Origin of the sequence: Bacteroides sp. AF29-11 (genome assembly GCF_003602895.1) — a bacterium.
Classification (GTDB): Bacteria; Bacteroidota; Bacteroidia; order Bacteroidales; family Bacteroidaceae; genus Bacteroides; species Bacteroides uniformis.
This window is the reverse complement of the sequence record NZ_QTLY01000009.1, coordinates 151914-168489: the sequence shown is the minus strand read 5'-3', so window position 1 is coordinate 168489 and position 16576 is coordinate 151914. Positions and strand designations below refer to the sequence as shown.

13 protein-coding genes are annotated in these 16576 nt (G+C 45.8%); 5 read left to right on the top strand and 8 right to left on the bottom strand.

The window, feature by feature from the left end; all coding sequences use genetic code 11:
* Positions 1-19: 19 nt before the first annotated feature.
* Both DWZ03_RS16290 and DWZ03_RS16285 read right to left on the bottom strand, forming a co-directional pair.
* Complete coding sequence (locus DWZ03_RS16290; RefSeq protein ID WP_117749671.1) at positions 20-1603, bottom strand: DUF4270 domain-containing protein; 1584 nt, start codon at positions 1601-1603, stop codon at positions 20-22.
* A 23-nt stretch (positions 1604-1626) separates the two neighbouring features.
* Complete coding sequence (locus tag DWZ03_RS16285; RefSeq protein WP_005823572.1) at positions 1627-2451, bottom strand: glycogen/starch synthase; 825 nt, start codon at positions 2449-2451, stop codon at positions 1627-1629.
* A 246-nt stretch (positions 2452-2697) separates the two neighbouring features.
* Between DWZ03_RS16285 and panC the strand changes: the two genes are divergently transcribed.
* Both panC and panD read left to right on the top strand, forming a co-directional pair.
* The gene (gene panC, locus DWZ03_RS16280; protein ID WP_117749672.1) at positions 2698-3555 is read left to right on the top strand and encodes a pantoate--beta-alanine ligase; all 858 of its coding nucleotides are present in this window, start codon (positions 2698-2700) and stop codon (positions 3553-3555) included.
* A gap of 32 nt (positions 3556-3587) precedes the next feature.
* Entirely contained in the window at positions 3588-3941 is a 354-nt protein-coding gene (gene panD / locus DWZ03_RS16275; RefSeq protein WP_005823568.1) for an aspartate 1-decarboxylase, read from the top strand.
* A gap of 63 nt (positions 3942-4004) precedes the next feature.
* On the opposite strand, the gene DWZ03_RS16270 is transcribed toward panD, so the two are convergent.
* Positions 4005-5651 (bottom strand): S41 family peptidase, encoded by a 1647-nt coding sequence (locus DWZ03_RS16270; protein WP_117703444.1) that lies wholly within the window; start codon positions 5649-5651, stop codon positions 4005-4007.
* Between the two features lie 107 nt (positions 5652-5758).
* Entirely contained in the window at positions 5759-8059 is a 2301-nt protein-coding gene (locus tag DWZ03_RS16265; RefSeq protein WP_005835472.1) for a bifunctional dihydroorotate dehydrogenase B NAD binding subunit/NADPH-dependent glutamate synthase, read from the bottom strand.
* Between the two features lie 196 nt (positions 8060-8255).
* Here DWZ03_RS16265 and DWZ03_RS16260 point away from each other — a divergent pair, with 196 nt between their 5' ends.
* Genes DWZ03_RS16260 through DWZ03_RS16250 form a run of 3 tightly spaced genes read left to right on the top strand, consistent with a single transcriptional unit; the run spans position 8256 to position 12113 of the window.
* A complete protein-coding gene (locus tag DWZ03_RS16260; RefSeq protein WP_243634968.1) occupies positions 8256-10391 on the top strand; it encodes a TonB-dependent receptor domain-containing protein in 2136 nt (711 codons plus the stop codon).
* A gap of 5 nt (positions 10392-10396) precedes the next feature.
* Positions 10397-11410: a sensor histidine kinase gene (locus tag DWZ03_RS16255; RefSeq protein WP_117749675.1), complete on the top strand. Its 1014-nt coding sequence runs from the start codon at positions 10397-10399 to the stop codon at positions 11408-11410.
* Between the two features lies 1 nt (position 11411).
* A complete protein-coding gene (locus tag DWZ03_RS16250; protein WP_005828898.1) occupies positions 11412-12113 on the top strand; it encodes a LytR/AlgR family response regulator transcription factor in 702 nt (233 codons plus the stop codon).
* Positions 12114-12260: 147 nt separating this feature from the next.
* Here the strand turns inward: DWZ03_RS16250 and serS are convergent, their stop codons facing one another.
* From serS to DWZ03_RS16225, 4 genes are all read right to left on the bottom strand, one after another.
* On the bottom strand, positions 12261-13535 hold the full coding sequence (gene serS, locus DWZ03_RS16245; protein ID WP_005828896.1) for a serine--tRNA ligase: 1275 nt from the start codon (positions 13533-13535) through the stop codon (positions 12261-12263).
* Positions 13536-13676: 141 nt separating this feature from the next.
* On the bottom strand, positions 13677-13946 hold the full coding sequence (rpmA, locus tag DWZ03_RS16240; RefSeq protein WP_005828893.1) for a 50S ribosomal protein L27: 270 nt from the start codon (positions 13944-13946) through the stop codon (positions 13677-13679).
* A gap of 22 nt (positions 13947-13968) precedes the next feature.
* Positions 13969-14286: a 50S ribosomal protein L21 gene (gene rplU / locus DWZ03_RS16235; RefSeq protein WP_005828892.1), complete on the bottom strand. Its 318-nt coding sequence runs from the start codon at positions 14284-14286 to the stop codon at positions 13969-13971.
* 226 nt (positions 14287-14512) lie between these two features.
* Positions 14513-16525, bottom strand: coding sequence for an HAD-IA family hydrolase (locus DWZ03_RS16225; RefSeq protein WP_120130406.1), 2013 nt, complete (start codon positions 16523-16525; stop codon positions 14513-14515).
* Positions 16526-16576: the final 51 nt, after the last annotated feature.

Here is a 16576-nt window from a genome sequence, read left to right as displayed (position 1 = left end):
TTTATGGAATATCTGTCAGTTACTTGTTGAAACTGGTGTATGTAACTTCTATTTTCAGCGGAGATTCCACTTCGCCTTTTGCATTCTCTTTCGGGCCGCCTTTTAGTTTGGCATATCCCGGCTTGAGGTCGTTTTGGATACCGGTTATGGTTTTGTTGCCGCTGCTGCTTGTACTGCTGTCATAGGTAATGGAAACCGGAATCAGCAATACCTTATCCCAGTCTTCATTTTCTTTGTTCCAAGTTTTTTCCCACTCTGTCTCATTCCAAGAACTGCCGGCCTTTTCTTTGGCGGCTTTCTTGGCAGCTTGTTTTTCGTTGATGCAAGTGGTAACCAACCGGGCTATGTTGCTGAATACATATTGATTGGTAGCAAATGCATTGTGGGTGGTTGTAAATGAGGTAATATTATCCCTGACTTTGTTCTCTTCAAAGAAGCTCTTCAACTCCTGCTTACGTATCAACAGCACGTCATTAGGAGCACTCATGCTATATTTGTAGTCACTGTTTATATTGTAATTCGTGAAAGTCAGTTTCACGGCATTCAGGGTGTCATTGGTCAGTTTGTTGTATATTGAATCGTATGGCATGATAGCTTCGGTGAAGATACCGGCAGGAGATTTAATGTAAGTGTGCTGAGGTTCGGCAGCCTTTTCCTTTATCAAATCTGAATTCAGGAACTGGTTTGCCTGGATAACCTCTTTGGTAGAGGCAAATACAGTCTGCATGCTATAGAACAAAGAGTCTGTACCATCTTTTTTCTTCAGTGCTACACCGGTAGTATCATTTACGTAGTGGAAACGGAATTGCATATTCAAAGCCACATAATCCACATAGAGGATGGTTCCATCTCCGTAATCGCTCTTTACATATACTCCTTTGAAAATCTTGTCTATGAAAGTTGCGGCGTCTTTAAAGTATTCGGGATGCTCGCGATAAACCTTCAATATTCTGTCTTCGCCGAAAGTTTTCTTGTCCAATGGGAACGTCACATTGGGATAGAAAGTATAATAACCATTATTGTCCTTTTCAAATCTCACAGAATCCGGAACAGACGTATCGAAAGCTGAATAAGCCTTACGTCCGAGCAGGGACTTGGGGTCGTACTTGTTGTAGTATTCTTCTGGATTGATATTGGTATAGCGATTTTTGTCCAGCTTCTTGTCCAGTTCATAGATACTCATCCGGCATGCATTCAGGGAGTCGCCGAACCAACTGGAATAATAGACTGCCAGTTGCACTGAAACTACCGAGTCGGCAGTCATTGTACCAGTTGCCTTGATTGGATTTCCTTCACTGTCCCGTTCGGTCACTTTATACACTTCCGGAAGGGAGAAGTTTTCCGTACAGTTCAGCTCCGTAAGGAAACTTGTTTCGTAATAACCGAATTCCGGGTCGGAAAACTTGCCTATATAGCCGGTACTCGTTTTGGCAAATACGGAATCAACGGCAAATGAACGTGTTGTTACATTAAAAGTAGTAGTATGCGCTGACATGCCGTCAGAATCGGGCAACATACCCAGACCTAATGTTCCGGTGTTGTCATCGCATCCAAAGAAAGTCAGGACTGCCAAAAGCAATGTTCCCAGATATCTTACTTTCATAGTTTTAACTGTCTAAATCAATTTTATTTTTGTTCTGTTTCCCATACCTTGTCGTAGAAGTCGTTGCAGGCTTCAGCAAAGTTTTCGGGAGATTGATATTCCAATACCGGTTTTCCGGATTCGCGGGCATAGTTCAGTACTTCCTCATTGACGTGTTCGCTTTGCTGGATAATGCCGTCGGAGAAGTCAGCAGCCAGTTTGCAAAGTGCTGTGTAGTCAATGGGTTCCTTCAATCCTGCAATATCTTTCTTGGCGATGCCTTTCAACAATAGCTTGTTAGAGAAGTCTGCGTGGAAAGGTTGTTTGAAGTCATCTTCATAAAGGGAAAATATGACCTTGGCATCTCTGAAGGAAGGTTCGTCTTTATAGGCTTTTTTGATGTACAGAGGCGCTAAAGCGGTCATCCAGCCGTGGCAGTGGATGATGTCGGGACACCAACGCAGTTTCTTCACCGTTTCCAGTACGCCACGGGCATAGAAGATGGCACGGGCATCATTGTCTTCATACTCTTCACCATTTTCGTCTGTTACCTGCAAGCGGTTCTGGAAGTAGTCATCGTTGTCGATGAAGTATACTTGCATACGTGCAGACTGGATAGAGGCAACCTTGATGATGAGCGGGTGATCGGTATCGTCAATGATGAGGTTCATGCCGGAGAGTCGTATCACCTCATGCAGCTGGTTTCTGCGTTCGTTGATATTTCCCCATTTGGGCATAAACGTTCTGATTTCTCTGCCTTTTTCTTGAATAGCCTGAGGTAGGTTTCTGCCTACGAGGGACATTTCGGATTCTGAAACGTAAGGGGTAATTTCTTGGGTTATAAATAAAACCTTGTTCGCCTTTGTCATAATAACAATGTTCTCAATTATTCTGCAAAGATATAAAAAAAATCGGGCAATAAAGCAAACGGAGCCCGTCTATAATTCCTTATGAATTGTTAACTGCTTGTTATTCAGCGAGACAGCTGCTTCTGGAATTGCCGGAAAGTGTACTGAGTTTTGCATTAATTTGCGATATTTCTTCTTTATATGCTAAATAATGGTTTATTTTGCACCGCTTTTGCGAACAACCAAGTTATTATATAACCGATTAAAATGGAAATAGTACATACTATCAAGGACTTGCAGGCCGGACTTTCGGCTTTGAGAGCCCAAGGAAAGAAGGTAGGTCTGGTGCCTACGATGGGTGCCTTGCATGCCGGTCATGCCTCATTGGTGAAACGTTGTGTGGCAGAAAACGACGCTGCCGTAGTAAGCGTTTTTGTAAATCCTACCCAGTTTAATGACAAGAATGATTTAGTGAAATATCCTCGTACGCCGGAGGCTGACTGCCGTTTGCTGGAGGAGTGTGGAGCGGCATTTGTCTTTGCACCTTCAGTGGAGGAGATGTATCCGGAACCGGATACCCGCCGTTTCAGCTATGCGCCGCTGGACACAGTGATGGAAGGGGCATTCCGTCCGGGACATTTTAACGGTGTCTGCCAGATTGTGAGCAAACTGTTTGATGCTGTGCAGCCGGATCGTGCCTACTTCGGCGAGAAAGATTTCCAGCAGCTGGCAATTATTCGCGAGATGGTCTGCCAGATGAAGTATCCTTTGGAAATTGTAGGGTGTCCGATTGTGCGTGAGGAAGACGGGTTGGCTCTGAGCAGTCGCAATGCCCGTTTATCTGCCGAAGAACGTAAAAATGCACTGAAAATTTCGCAGACTTTATTTGAAAGTCGTACCTTTGGAGCTTCACATACGGTAGCTGAGACACAGAAGTTTGTGGAAGACACCATCGCAGCCGCCCCCGGATTGCGTTTGGAATACTTTGAGCTGGTGGATGGCAATACCTTACAGAAGATTACCGATTGGGAGGAAACTTCTTATGCTGTGGGTTGCATCACAGTATTCTGTGGGGAAGTCCGTCTGATTGACAATATCAAGTACAAAGAGCCTGCTGCCTTGTAATTTATAATTAGTAATTCGTAATTTATAAAGATATGATGATTGAAGTGTTGAAGTCGAAAATCCATTGTGCCCGCGTCACGGAAGCGAACCTGAACTATATGGGAAGCATTACGATTGATGAAGATTTGATGGATGCCGCCAACATGATTGCCGGCGAGAAGGTGTATATAGCCGACAATAATAACGGTGAACGTTTTGAAACCTACATTATTAAAGGCGAGCGTGGCTCTGGCAAAATTTGCCTGAACGGTGCGGCAGCCCGCAAGGTGCAACCTGATGACATCGTTATTATCATGTCCTACGCGCTGATGGACTTTGAAGAAGCCAAGTCGTTCAAGCCGACGGTGATTTTCCCCGACCCGGCAACGAACAAGGTGGTGAAGTAGTCTCTTTATTGAAATATGGAAATAAAGCCCTGTTTGCAATTTATTTGTAAACGGGGCTTTGTTTTACTTCTGATTCTTCTCCGCAGGGTTCGTATGAGAATGAGGAGCCGATTTAATCTTGTCGAGTAAATACAGAATCTCAGTTTGGACATCGAAATTATATCTTTGGTAATCCTGATAGGTGGGCATCAAGTCCGGATAAAGTGTGTGGGCACACCGGTCTTTGCCCGGAAAGCATATTTGTATGGAGTTGGAGATAGAGCCTTGCATACCGGTATAGGGTAGCCGGAATAAGGTTTGTTCCATGTAGGTATTGGGGGCTTGTCCGCTGGGTATTCCTACAAGGGTAGCACCCATTTTCCACAGATAGAAAGTGTAGTGGAAAGCTGCACTGAAGGTACGTTCGTTGGTAATGACGTAAATGTGTTCCGGAGTATAGAGCGCCTTTCCTTGTTGCTTTCTCAGTTCTTCCGGCACACTGGACATGCAGTTCTCGATGAAGTCGGTCCGTCGCTGTTCTATGTTTGTGGTGTCTGCTTCGTCCGTACTAAAAGTGTAGTCACCGTAGGCATAGTCTGTTCCGTATGCTTGGTTGAAATCCTGTAAGTTTGTCTGTAGTTTTTGCATGTAGAGGGGAGAGATGATACGATAGAATTCTATATCCATATCCGTTTGCAGGAAGTGGTCGCCGAACAGTTGGTAAAGTGTGGGTAGGACAATTGGAGTCCAGCCGCCGCTATTGTTGCGCAAATCTATGATGAGGGTGGAGGAGGCTTCCTTCTTCATCTCTTTCAGCATATGGGCGAAAACTTCGGAAAGGGACGGGAGTTGCCGAATGGCTTGCAGGGTATCGGCGGGCATATCTTGTTTCAGGATATCCCGATAATAGAATCCTATTTGCCGGTATAAATCTTTCAGCCCTTGTTTTTGCATATACTCAAAATTATCCCGTGCCATGATACTGTTGATATTGATGAGCATTATTTGCTTGTCGTTGTCTATGAACTGATAGGCCAGTTGTTTGTCTGTATAAGCTTTCCAACTGTTATTGTGTTGCATGGGTGTGTTTTGCACTTCCTGCCTTGACAATAAGGGAAGGGTTAATCCTCTTGATTTGCCGTCGGGAGTAAGAAGTGAGAGGTGAAGGTTGTCTTTCATTTCAGGGAAAAGCTGTCTCAAGAAATGTTCCGTAGGCATGGACCTGCATAGATTGGCATAACGGTCATATAGGTTTTCACTGGCTTGGATAGCGGCAGTGCGGGCCAGTACCTCTTCTAAAGAATCTCCGTTGATGGTTGTGATACGGCTACCTAACAAGTCTTTGTACGTTTCAGGGATTCCTTGAAGTATAATGCCGTCGGGGATGGTGCGTACTTCCAGTGCCAGGTAACGCTGATTTGCTTGTTGATTGGCTGTGGGAGGTAAAAGGTAGGTATGTCCGTCTTGCAGATTGGATAGGAAAATGCTTACCTTATCAAAAAAGGTCTGTTTCGTACCGGGAGTCCGGCGTAACTCGTTCTCCAGATGGAAAGCTTGTTCGTAGAAGAATACTTTTCCTCCGAAGCCGCTGTAAGGGTCGGGATGGGTTGCTGCCAGTTCTTTTACCAGATACCGAAAGTCTGAGGCAAGGGAATCCCCGTTTAGGGGCTCTTGGGCGCTTGCCAATAGGGAAGCCAGACAGGGAAGGAGGGATAGATAAATACGTTTCATATTCTTGAAATATTTAAATTGTATGCTAGAAGGGGAAAGTAGAGGAAGAGGTTGTAGTAGAATAAAAAAGGTGGAGTTCGTATGTCTCCACCTTTCATGACAGATTCTTATTTTTTTAGCTGTTCGTTCATCGCTGCTGCTGCCTTTCGTCCGTCTCCCATGGCAAGGATTACGGTAGCACCTCCGCGGACAATGTCTCCTCCGGCAAAGATGGTCGGGATGGACGACTGCATGTTATCGTTGACGGCAATCGTTCCTTTCCGGCCCAATTCCAGTCCCTTGATGGAGCTTGGGACAATCGGGTTGGGAGATACACCTACGCTGACGATGGCAAGGTCAATGTCGATGGTTTCCGTGGCTCCGGGGATGGGTACGGGACTGCGGCGTCCGCTGGCATCCGGCTCACCCAGTTCCATTTTCTGAAGCACCACTTGTTTCACTTTTCCTTGTTCGTCGGCAATGTATTCGATTGGGTTGTGGAGGGTCAGGAATTCTACACCTTCTTCCTTGGCATGTTTCACCTCCTCGATACGTGCCGGCATTTCTTCTTCTGAACGACGGTAGATAATTAGGGCGCGCGCTGCACCGAGGCGGCGTGCAGTACGCACGGAGTCCATGGCAGTATTACCGCCGCCTATCACGGCTACACATTTGCCGAAGGGAACCGGTGTATCGGAATCTTCACTTGCCGCATCCATCAGGTTGACACGGGTCAGGTATTCATTGGACGAGAGGATATTGATGGAGTTCTCGCCGGGGATGTTCATAAAGTTGGGCAGTCCTGCACCGGAAGCTACGAATATGCCTTTGAAGCCTTCCTCTTCCAGTTGTTCCACGCTGAGCGTCTTGCCGATGATACAGTCCTTGACGAATTCTACTCCCATTTTGGCAAGGTTGTCAATTTCCACATCCACCACTTTGTTGGGCAGGCGGAACTCAGGAATGCCATATTTCAATACACCACCAATCTCGTGCAGTGCTTCGAAAACAGTCACATCATAGCCATACTTCGCCATATCTCCGGCAAATGACAGACCGGCGGGACCCGAACCGATGACAGCTACTTTGATACCGTTCTTTTCCTTGATTTCAGGTATGGAGATTTGTCCGCTCTCCCGTTCGTAGTCAGCGGCAAAACGTTCCAGATAGCCGATGGCTACCGGCTTTTCGTTCATTTTCAGATGGATACATTTGGATTCGCACTGTTTCTCCTGCGGGCAGACGCGACCGCAGACGGCAGGCAGTGCACTGGTTTCTTTCAGTGTCTTGGCTGCTTCGAGGAATTCACCGCGCTCAATGTTCTTGATGAAGCGGGGGATGTCGATACCTACCGGACAACCTTCCGTACATCCGGGGTTGGCGCAGTCCAAGCAACGTTTGGCCTCTGTCAGCGCTTGTTCTTTCGTTAACCCTTGGTTGACTTCCTCCTTGCGGCTGTGCGAGCGGTATTCTGCATCGAGCTCGTTCATCTCCACGCGTGGAATGGCAGTCCGTTCTTTGGCTTTCATGGATTTGCGTAACTCCTGACGCCATGCAGCATTACGGCTTTTCTCATCTTCCATGTTTTCACCGGTAGCTTGGCAGGTCTGAGGTTCTTCCAGCTTGTGCATCTCCTCGCGTTCGATGTTTTTAAAAGCGCCCATACGCTTCAGCATCTCGTCGAAGTCCACTTGATGTCCGTCGAACTCAGGGCCGTCCACACATACAAATTTGGTCTTTCCTCCGATGGTGATTCGGCAGGCGCCACACATGCCGGTACCGTCAACCATAATCGTATTCAGGGATACATCCGTGGGGATTTCGTATTTCTTTGTCAGCAAACAAACAAATTTCATCATGATGGCGGGGCCGATGGCGAAACACTTGTTCACCTTCTCGCGCTTGATGACTTCTTCTACGCCTTCCGTCACCAGACCTTTTCGTCCGTAGGAACCGTCGTCGGTCATGATAATGACTTCGTCGGAGCTTTCGCGCATCTCCTTTTCAAGGATGATCAGTTCTTTGGTACGTCCTGCCAGTACGGTGATGACGCGGTTGCCGGCAGCTTTCAGCGCTTGTACGATAGGGAGCATGGGAGCTACGCCTACACCACCTCCGGCACAGACCACAGTACCGAAGTTGTCAATGTGCGTAGCTTGTCCCAACGGGCCGACAACATCCGTAATATAATCGCCTTCGTTCAGTTCGCAAAGACGGGTAGAGGAGAGCCCGACTTCCTGAACCACCAGTGTGATGGTTCCCTTTACCGGGTCGGCTTCCGCAATGGTAAGCGGCATACGTTCGCCTTTTTCGCCCACACGTACAATGACAAAGTGCCCTGCCTTACGTGATTTGGCAATCAATGGTGCTTCAATGACTAACTTAAAGACCTTTTCAGAAAAGTGTTCTTTGCTAATGATTTTATTCATTATCTAATAATTTTGTTGGTGTAATTACGCAATTACTGTCAGATTGATAGATTTTGCAAAGATAGGGGTTATTTGGTAATATCAAAAGAAGAATAGGGTAAAACTGCATGTTGTCACTGGATAACATTCCTTTGTCACTATAATTTGTTCACTTTCTACAGCCTGCCTACTTTTGAAATAAAAAATGAGGAAGAGTATGTATCGAAATGTTTTTTTAGGGGCAATTTTATTGAGTATGCCTTTGGTGGTTTGGTCGCAGCAGGATACGATTGCCGACCAGCGTTTGGAAGAAATTATGGTAACTGCTAAACTCCCGTTGGTAGAAATATCTGCCGGTAAAACAAGTTACCGGATGGATGCGTCAGTCACTCAAAGTACGGGAAGTCTTTATGATGTTCTTGCTTCCCTGCCGGGAGTCGTGATAGATTCCAATGGTAATATCTTGCTGAACGGACAAAGCGGTGCGACGATTCTGATGGATGGCAAGCCTACTTATCTTTCGGGAGATGAATTGATGAGTCTGTTGAAATCTACTCCTGCAACTAATGCTGATAAGATAGACTTGATAACCCAGCCTTCCGCACGCCACGATGCGGCGGGAAGCTCCGGGTTGATTGATATCCGTACAAGAAAAATCAGACTGCGCGGTGTGAATCTGGCCTTGAACGGCAATGGCAGTCTTGGACGGACGGGTAGCGGTTATGGAGGTGCCTCCATGAATATCCGGGAGAATAAGTTCAATCTTTATTTGAACTATTCGTATTATCAGGGGAAGGATGTCATAGACTTGTTTATCGACCGTGCGTTCGAACGGGATGGAGGAAGGATGATGCAGGACTCTTACCGGAAGCGTAGGAATTATTCGCACTATTTTCGTACCGGATGTGATTATTATCTCAATGAGCGGACAGTTTGGGGAGTCTCATTGGGTGGAAACTTTTCCCGGCAAAAGGAAAATGCAGGCATGTTTACGGAAATCCAAGAAATCGGAGTTGCGGGAAATACTTATAGCTATGCGGAGCAAAACCGAAACAATCTTTCTGCCGGGACCAGTATGGTGCACAAGCTTAAAAGAGAAGGGGGAGAACTCAGCGCTTCTTTTGATTATTTCCATTATTACCGTGTTGGAAACCAGTTGATGGATAGTTTTAAGCCCGATACATTGAAAGGGGACATGAAGGGAAATACCGACTTATATGTCGGACAGATAGATGCGGTTTATCCATTAAGTGAGGTTTGGAAGTTGCAGGCCGGAGTCAAAACCTCATTTGTTACGATAGACAATACGGCAGGTTATATGCGTCCGTCGGCTTCCGGCTGGCTGCCGGACGGGGCGCTTGGTTCCCGATTTGTATATGATGAAAATATCAATGCCTCCTATCTGCAAGCCGGCTATGAGAAAGACCGCTTGAAAATCTCAGCGGGTCTAAGGTTGGAACATACCCATGTACACGGGGATTTTGGAGGAAATACACAACAGAAAGACTCTTCGTTTACAACGAATTACTTCCATTTGTTTCCTACTATTGCTTTGCAATACGGTTTGACTTCGGAACATCTGTTTCAGCTTTCGTATGGCAGGCGTATTACCCGCCCCAATTATGGTGATTTGAATCCTTTTACCTATATATTTGATGACTATACCCATGAAGGGGGAAATACGAAGCTGCATCCTTCTTTCTCTGATAATATAGAGTTGGGGTATGTGTATCGTGACTGGTTTCAGACAGTGCTCTTTTTCTCGCATACAGATGATGCTATCATGAAGAGCTATCGCGAACAGGAGGGGCGGCGTATCTATGTAATGCCCCAGAATCTGTCTTCCTATGTACAGACGGGTATGCGTGTACATGCCGCCAACCTCTCACCTGTTTCTTTTTGGAAGGTGAATCTGACCGCTATCGGTATTTATAATAATTATGGTTGGACGGAGCAAGGGCAGAAAATGAAAAACCGTATGTTTACCCCGATATTCGGCTGCATGAACCAGTTTGCTTTCACTTCCGTATGGTCGGCCGAACTTTCGGCAAATTATAATGGACGAATGGCCTACGGACAAGCCACAGTACATCCGGCGCTGGAAGTGAATGTCGGCATCCAAAAGAAGATGTTCCGTAACAGATGCACCGTTACCTTGTTTGCCAAGGATGTATTCAACACCAATTATCAAAAAGTAGATATTCAATCTCCCGGTGTGCAGGCGTTTGTTGACGAACGGCGCAACAAACGTGTGCTGGGTATTGCTTTCTCTTGGCGTTTTCAAAAAGGCAGCGATACAAAAGAAAGCAGAAGGAAAAAAGAAATAGATGAAACAAAAAGAGTAAATTTGTAACTACTATGGGCAGACTGTGGAACAAATGGCTGATGCCGGCATTATTTGCCGTGATTCTTTTTCTATGTATTCGTGTGGCGAATGATATTCCGAAACATGAATACTATTGGGAAAGTAATGAGTGGAATTTCATGTTGAAGGATATGCTTGTGGTACTCTTCATGTCTTACCCTATCTTTTTTCTATTGAAGTATTGGCTTTGTTTGTGCCGGAAGCGGAAGTTGGTGTGGTGGCAGGAATACGGGGTGGTTGTCCTGACAGCTCCCGCCTGGTGTCTTCTGACGATGTGGGTTATCCGCTTTTTGATGGGGGTAAGTCTTGATTTATACGATGTGCCTATTCCCGCCATAGTCAGTATGTTGCTTGGCGGCTTCTTCTATATATTCTTGCGTAATCAGATGATACAGAAGGAAAACGAAGCTCAACGCCTGCAATTGGAGAAGATAAAAAATGACCAGCTCCAGACAGAGCTGAAATTCCTTAAAGCACAATATCATCCACACTTTCTTTTTAATGTACTCAATACGGTTTATTTTCAGATAGATGAGAATAATGAGGCTCCACGGCATACTCTTGAGCAATTGTCCGATTTGCTTCGTTACCAATTATACAATGACGGGGAGAAAGTGCAAGTTCGTGTGGAAGTGGAATATCTGAAACAATACATCAGCCTATGTAAACTTCGTGCTACGAAGCGGCTGCAGTTGCAGGTGCATTTCGATGAAATGGAGGCGCAGGTTGAGATTTATCCATTGTTGTTTGTACCGTTGGTGGAGAATGCTTTCAAATATGTGGGAGGGAACTATTTTATAGCTATGGATATGTGTCTGAAAGAAGGCAAGTTGTGTTTTAGTATTGAAAATTCTATACCGGAACCATTAGTGCACCAGAAAGGAAAACATGGAATCGGCATAGAAAATCTGAGGCGCAGGCTGGAGCTGCTATATCCGGAGCGTCATACGCTGGACATAAATAGAGGAGATACTTTGTTTAGAGTAAAACTTGTGATAGAATTATAGGATGAAACAGGTAAAATGTGTAATAACCGATGACGAGCCTACTGCATGTGAAGGATTGCAACGCTATGTGGAAAAGGTGGATTTCCTTTCTTTAATGGGTGTATGTGAAGATACTATGCAGTTGAACACTCTTTTGCAGACTGAGCAGCCGGACTTGTTGTTTCTGGATATTGAAATGCCTTATCTTTCGGGGCTTGAACTCTTGGCATCTCTTGCCCATCCGCCTCATGTGATTATCACTTCCGCTTATGAGCAGTATGCATTGAAAGGTTATGAACTTGATGTTACGGACTATCTGTTGAAACCGATTTCGTTTGACCGGTTCCTGAAAGCGGTGAATAAAGTACATGGTCTTTTGCAGCAGGAGAAATGGCCGGATGAAGCTAATAATTTTATATTTGTCCGTTCAGACCGTCAGATGCATAAGGTGTTGTTTAAGGATATTCTGGTGGTGGAGGGGCTGGAAAATTACGTCTGTATTTATACGGAAAGCACAAAGCTGCTTGTACGTTCTACCATGAAGCGTATGATAGAGGCTCTTCCTGGTGGAGTATTTCAGCAAGTCCATAAATCATATCTGATAAATTTGGAAAAGATTGAGATGATAGATGGCAATCGGATTATAGTTGGGAGGCATACTGTTCCGGTGGCACGTAATTTCCGCGAGGAGGTGTTTGCACGTATTTTGAAGAATACTTTGTAGTTGCGCAGGAGAAGCTTGTCATGATAAAACTCCGGGCACGAATTACATGGATTTCACGTTTTTTGCTAACCGCAACTGTGAAATTCATGTAATTCGTGCCCGAAAGAAAGTGTCAAAGGCGTATTGCTGCACGTGACTATTATGGCCTTAGTCTATTATTTCAAATCCCGTATACGGAACCAATGCCTTTGGTATGCGGATTCCTTCTGGAGTCTGGTTGTTTTCCAGCAAGGCGGCAACGATGCGTGGCAGAGCGAGTGCGGAACCGTTCAGCGTATGGCAAAGCTCTGTTTTCTTTTCTGCCGTACGGTAGCGGCATTTCAGACGGTTGGCTTGATAAGTGTCAAAATTAGAGACGGAACTTACTTCCAGCCAGCGTTTCTGTGCTTCGGAATACACCTCAAAGTCAAAACAGAGGGCAGCCGTGAAGCTCATATCGCCACCGCAAAGGCGCAGGATGCGGTAGGGGAGTTCCAGCTTTTGAAGCAAACCTTCTACGTGGTCCAACATCTCCTGGTGGGATTGTTTGCTGTGTTCCGGTTTGTCGATGCGTACCAGTTCCACTTTGGAGAATTCGTGCAGGCGGTTCAAGCCACGTACGTCTTTCCCGTATGAACCGGCTTCACGGCGGAAACATTGTGTGTATGCACAGTTCTTGATGGGCAACTGCTTTTCGTCCAGAATCACATCACGGTAGATGTTGGTTACGGGGACTTCGGCGGTAGGAATCAAGTAGAGGTCGTCCACTTCGCAATGATACATTTGCCCTTCCTTGTCAGGCAGCTGTCCCGTGCCGTAGCCGGAAGCGGCGTTCACCACTGTGGGCGGCATTATTTCCGTATAGCCGGATTTGCGTGCTTCGTCCAGGAAGAAGTTGATGAGTGCGCGTTGCAGTTGTGCGCCTTTGCCTTTGTATACGGGGAAGCCGGCACCGGTAATCTTGACACCCAGGTCAAAGTCTATCAAGTCATATTTCTTGGCCAGTTCCCAGTGGGGCAGGGCGTCTTTGGGCAGCTCGGTTTCCATACCACCTATTTTCTCTACTACATTGTCGTCGGCACCTACGCCTTCAGGCACGCTGTCGTAGGGAACGTTGGGGATGGTATAAAGCAAAGTCTGCAAATCGTTGGCAGCCTGGTCCATATTGGCTTGCAAGTCCTTGTTGACTTCTTTCAGCTCGGCCACGCGGCTTTTGGCGGCTTCTGCTTCTTCTTTCTTGCCCTCCTTCATCAGTTGTCCGATGGATTTGGAGAGTGAGTTGGCTTCTGCCAGGTTTTTATCTAGGATGGTTTGATTGGCTTTTCTTTTGTCATTGAAGTCCAGCACTTGTGCAATGGTTTCTTTTGCATTCTTGAAGTGCTTCTTTTCCAGTCCGCGGAGAACCGCGTCGGTGTTTTCTGTAATTTGTTTGATGGTAAGCATATCTTATACTTGTTTTTATGTTATTCGGTTTTGTGAGTGCAAAGATATGGAAAAAACAAATAAAGTGTTGCTTTTGACATAAAAGAAAGGGATGCAACCTATTCGGATTGCATCCCTTTTCCTTATTTCTTGTTCGGAAACTTATGCTTCTGCATTTTCTGCAGGGATAACAGAAACTGAACGTCTGTCTTCCTTGCCCACTTTGAATTGTACAGTTCCGTCTACTAAAGCGAAAAGAGTGTGGTCTTTTCCCATACCGATGTTATTACCCGGGTGGAATTCAGTACCTCTTTGACGAACGATGATGTTACCTGCTTTGCAAGCTTCGCCACCAAATATCTTAACGCCTAATCTCTTGCTCTGTGATTCGCGGCCGTTCTTAGAACTACCGACACCTTTTTTATGTGCCATTTCTTCTTACTGTTTTAATTGATTAAGCTACTACTTCTGTAATTGTTAACTCTGTGAATTGTTGACGGTGACCGTTCAACTTACGATAACCTTTTCTTCTTTTCTTGTGGAAAACGAGAACTTTATCGCCTTTTACCATGTTTGATACGACCTGACAAACAACCTTTGCACCCTCTACTGTGGGAGCGCCTACAGTGATGTTGCCGTCTTTGTCTACCAAAAGAACCTTGTCAAACTCTACTGTTGCACCGTTTTCTGCATTCTGGATGTGGTGTACAAACAGCTTTTTGCCAGCTTCTGCTTTGAATTGCTGACCGTTGATTTCTACAATTGCGTACATTTCTTATATATAATGTATAAGTTAGCTCCGTCGGGTGGTCTCTAATCACTTAGAAAGCACTTGGTCGAACCCGGTGCGGAATAATCGGGCACAAAAGTACTCTTTTTATTCTAAATGGACAAATGTTCTTCTGCTTTTTTGTTCTTTTAATGCAGATTGTACTTTTAGCCTATTGGAGAAAAACTGTTTCATCAAAGAAAAACAGTCTGTGTAGGGATGGTTTCTGTTACAAAATGAATTTCAGAACATAGATACCGGCCAGCATCAGCGCCATTACAAGACACGCGAATATGACGAGTAGCACAAGACTGTAAGTCAGCATGAGGATAGTGCGCCAAAAGCTTCTCCACCAGGTGCAGCGGTACAATTGTTTGTAATTCCAACAGAATAGGACGAAAATAAGCCATAAAGGCAGCTCATACAAATCGTCTACCTTTGCGTACCCGTTGAAAGGCAGCACGATGATGCTCAGTAGGAGTATCTGGCAAGCTATGTAGGCTTGTATGAACACATGCTCCGTGGTATTGTAGTTTAACTTATATTTCCGGCGTCGGAAGGCAAGTTGGGTGGCAAGTGCAAACAAAGGCAGTGTGGCAATGATGCGGAATGCCTTGTTTCCGTGTCCCCAGCTCTTCATCAGATTCCATACTTTCATTAGGAAAGGAGAGTTCTGGAAGACTTTTTCCAGTCTGTCTCCCACTTCCGAGGTGTCGTTTACAAATTCATCGATGAGGTCGCCATCATCGCTGTTCTGTTCGGATACCTGTGTGGCAGAAGTGGAGTCGTTCTTCTCTTCCAGTTTGTTCAAGCTTTTCTCCAGGCTTTTTATAGTGATGGCGAGGGCTCGCTTTTCCTCTTTGCTATAGGTTTTCTCCATCTTTTTGGTAAGCTTCTCTTTAGCGGCAATGATTTCTTCTTTGTCTGTCTGCTCTGTCTTTTCCGTCTTTTCTTTTTTGCTTAGGGCTTCCGGGTCTACCAGTTGCACAGCCATGATATAAAGGGCTGCAAGAATGAAGAGTGTCTGGAACGGGCGAAAATACTCTACACGCTTACCACCGATGAAGTCTCTAATCATGTACCCCGGACGGTAGAGGAGTTCCAGAAGGGTACGTCCAAAGCCATTATCTATATTGAAGAAGCCTCCGGCAATGTTTTTAAGCGCGTTACTCAACCGATAGCGTGGAGTGTTACGGCTTTGTCCGCAACGGTTACAGTAGTTGCCGGTATAGGTGGTGCCACAATTCAGACAGGTGCAGGTTTCGTTGCCAGCGGGAGGAGTTTTTCTCCCTTGTATCAGCTTGATGTGAAATGCGCGTAAGCGTACTGCGCAGGGGTGCCACCATGAGTCGATGAAAGTTCTTGCTTTGTTGGGTAGTATCCTTCTTTTTTGGAGGATACCCCACAATGTCAGTATGAAAACAACCGGGAAGAAGTTGCTGTCGTCGGTCATGTCCAGCTCTTCAATAGCCAGCCAGAAGAGTGTCACTAGAAGGAGGATTTGCCAGACGCTTATCCTTTTCTGTTTCCGGGGAGAAGTGGCATGCGCATTTTCCGGCCGGATGGGATTTTCAATCTTGAATATGGAAGGATGCTCCTCCTGAACTGCCAGCAGTTCTTCCAAGGTGTTCATTATTTTCCGGTGTGGGTACTTCTCCAATTCTTTGGCAGTGGTTACTCCGTGGGTGACTCCAGCAAAGTCTACTCCGGCCGCTTGGGCTGTTTCCGCATCTACCGTGCTGTCGCCTATATAGAGGGTCTCGGCTTTGCTGACATGTAGCCGCTTAATGGCAAGGAGTAGCCCTTCGGGAGATGGCTTGGCGGCTTTCACGTCTTCACCACCCACGATGATGTCCATAAAATCTTTAGGAAAATGCTGGTCGAGGAGTTCCTTGATGCGGAATCGGTATTTGGTCGAGATGATTCCGATGCGGGCGCCGGAGTCCTTCAGTGCAGTCAGTACGGACTTGGTTTCCAGGAAAAGCACCGTGTTGACAGTCATATGCGTATCGGCCTCTTTTCGGTATTCTGCCTTGAATCCTGCCAGTTGTCCGGCATCTGTCACGCCGGTGAGGATGGAAAAAGAGTCTTCCAGAGTCTTGCCGATAGTACGTTTGATGTCGTCATCCGTCACCTCTGTATATCCGTGACGGGTCAGTACGTTGCGGAAACAAGTGACGATTCCGCGGGAAGAATCAGCAAGCGTATAATCAAAGTCGAAAAGATAGGTCGTGTAATTCATTGTGACTTTTTGTGACAAAGATAGTGTAAAGTATATTTTTACAAAATAAAA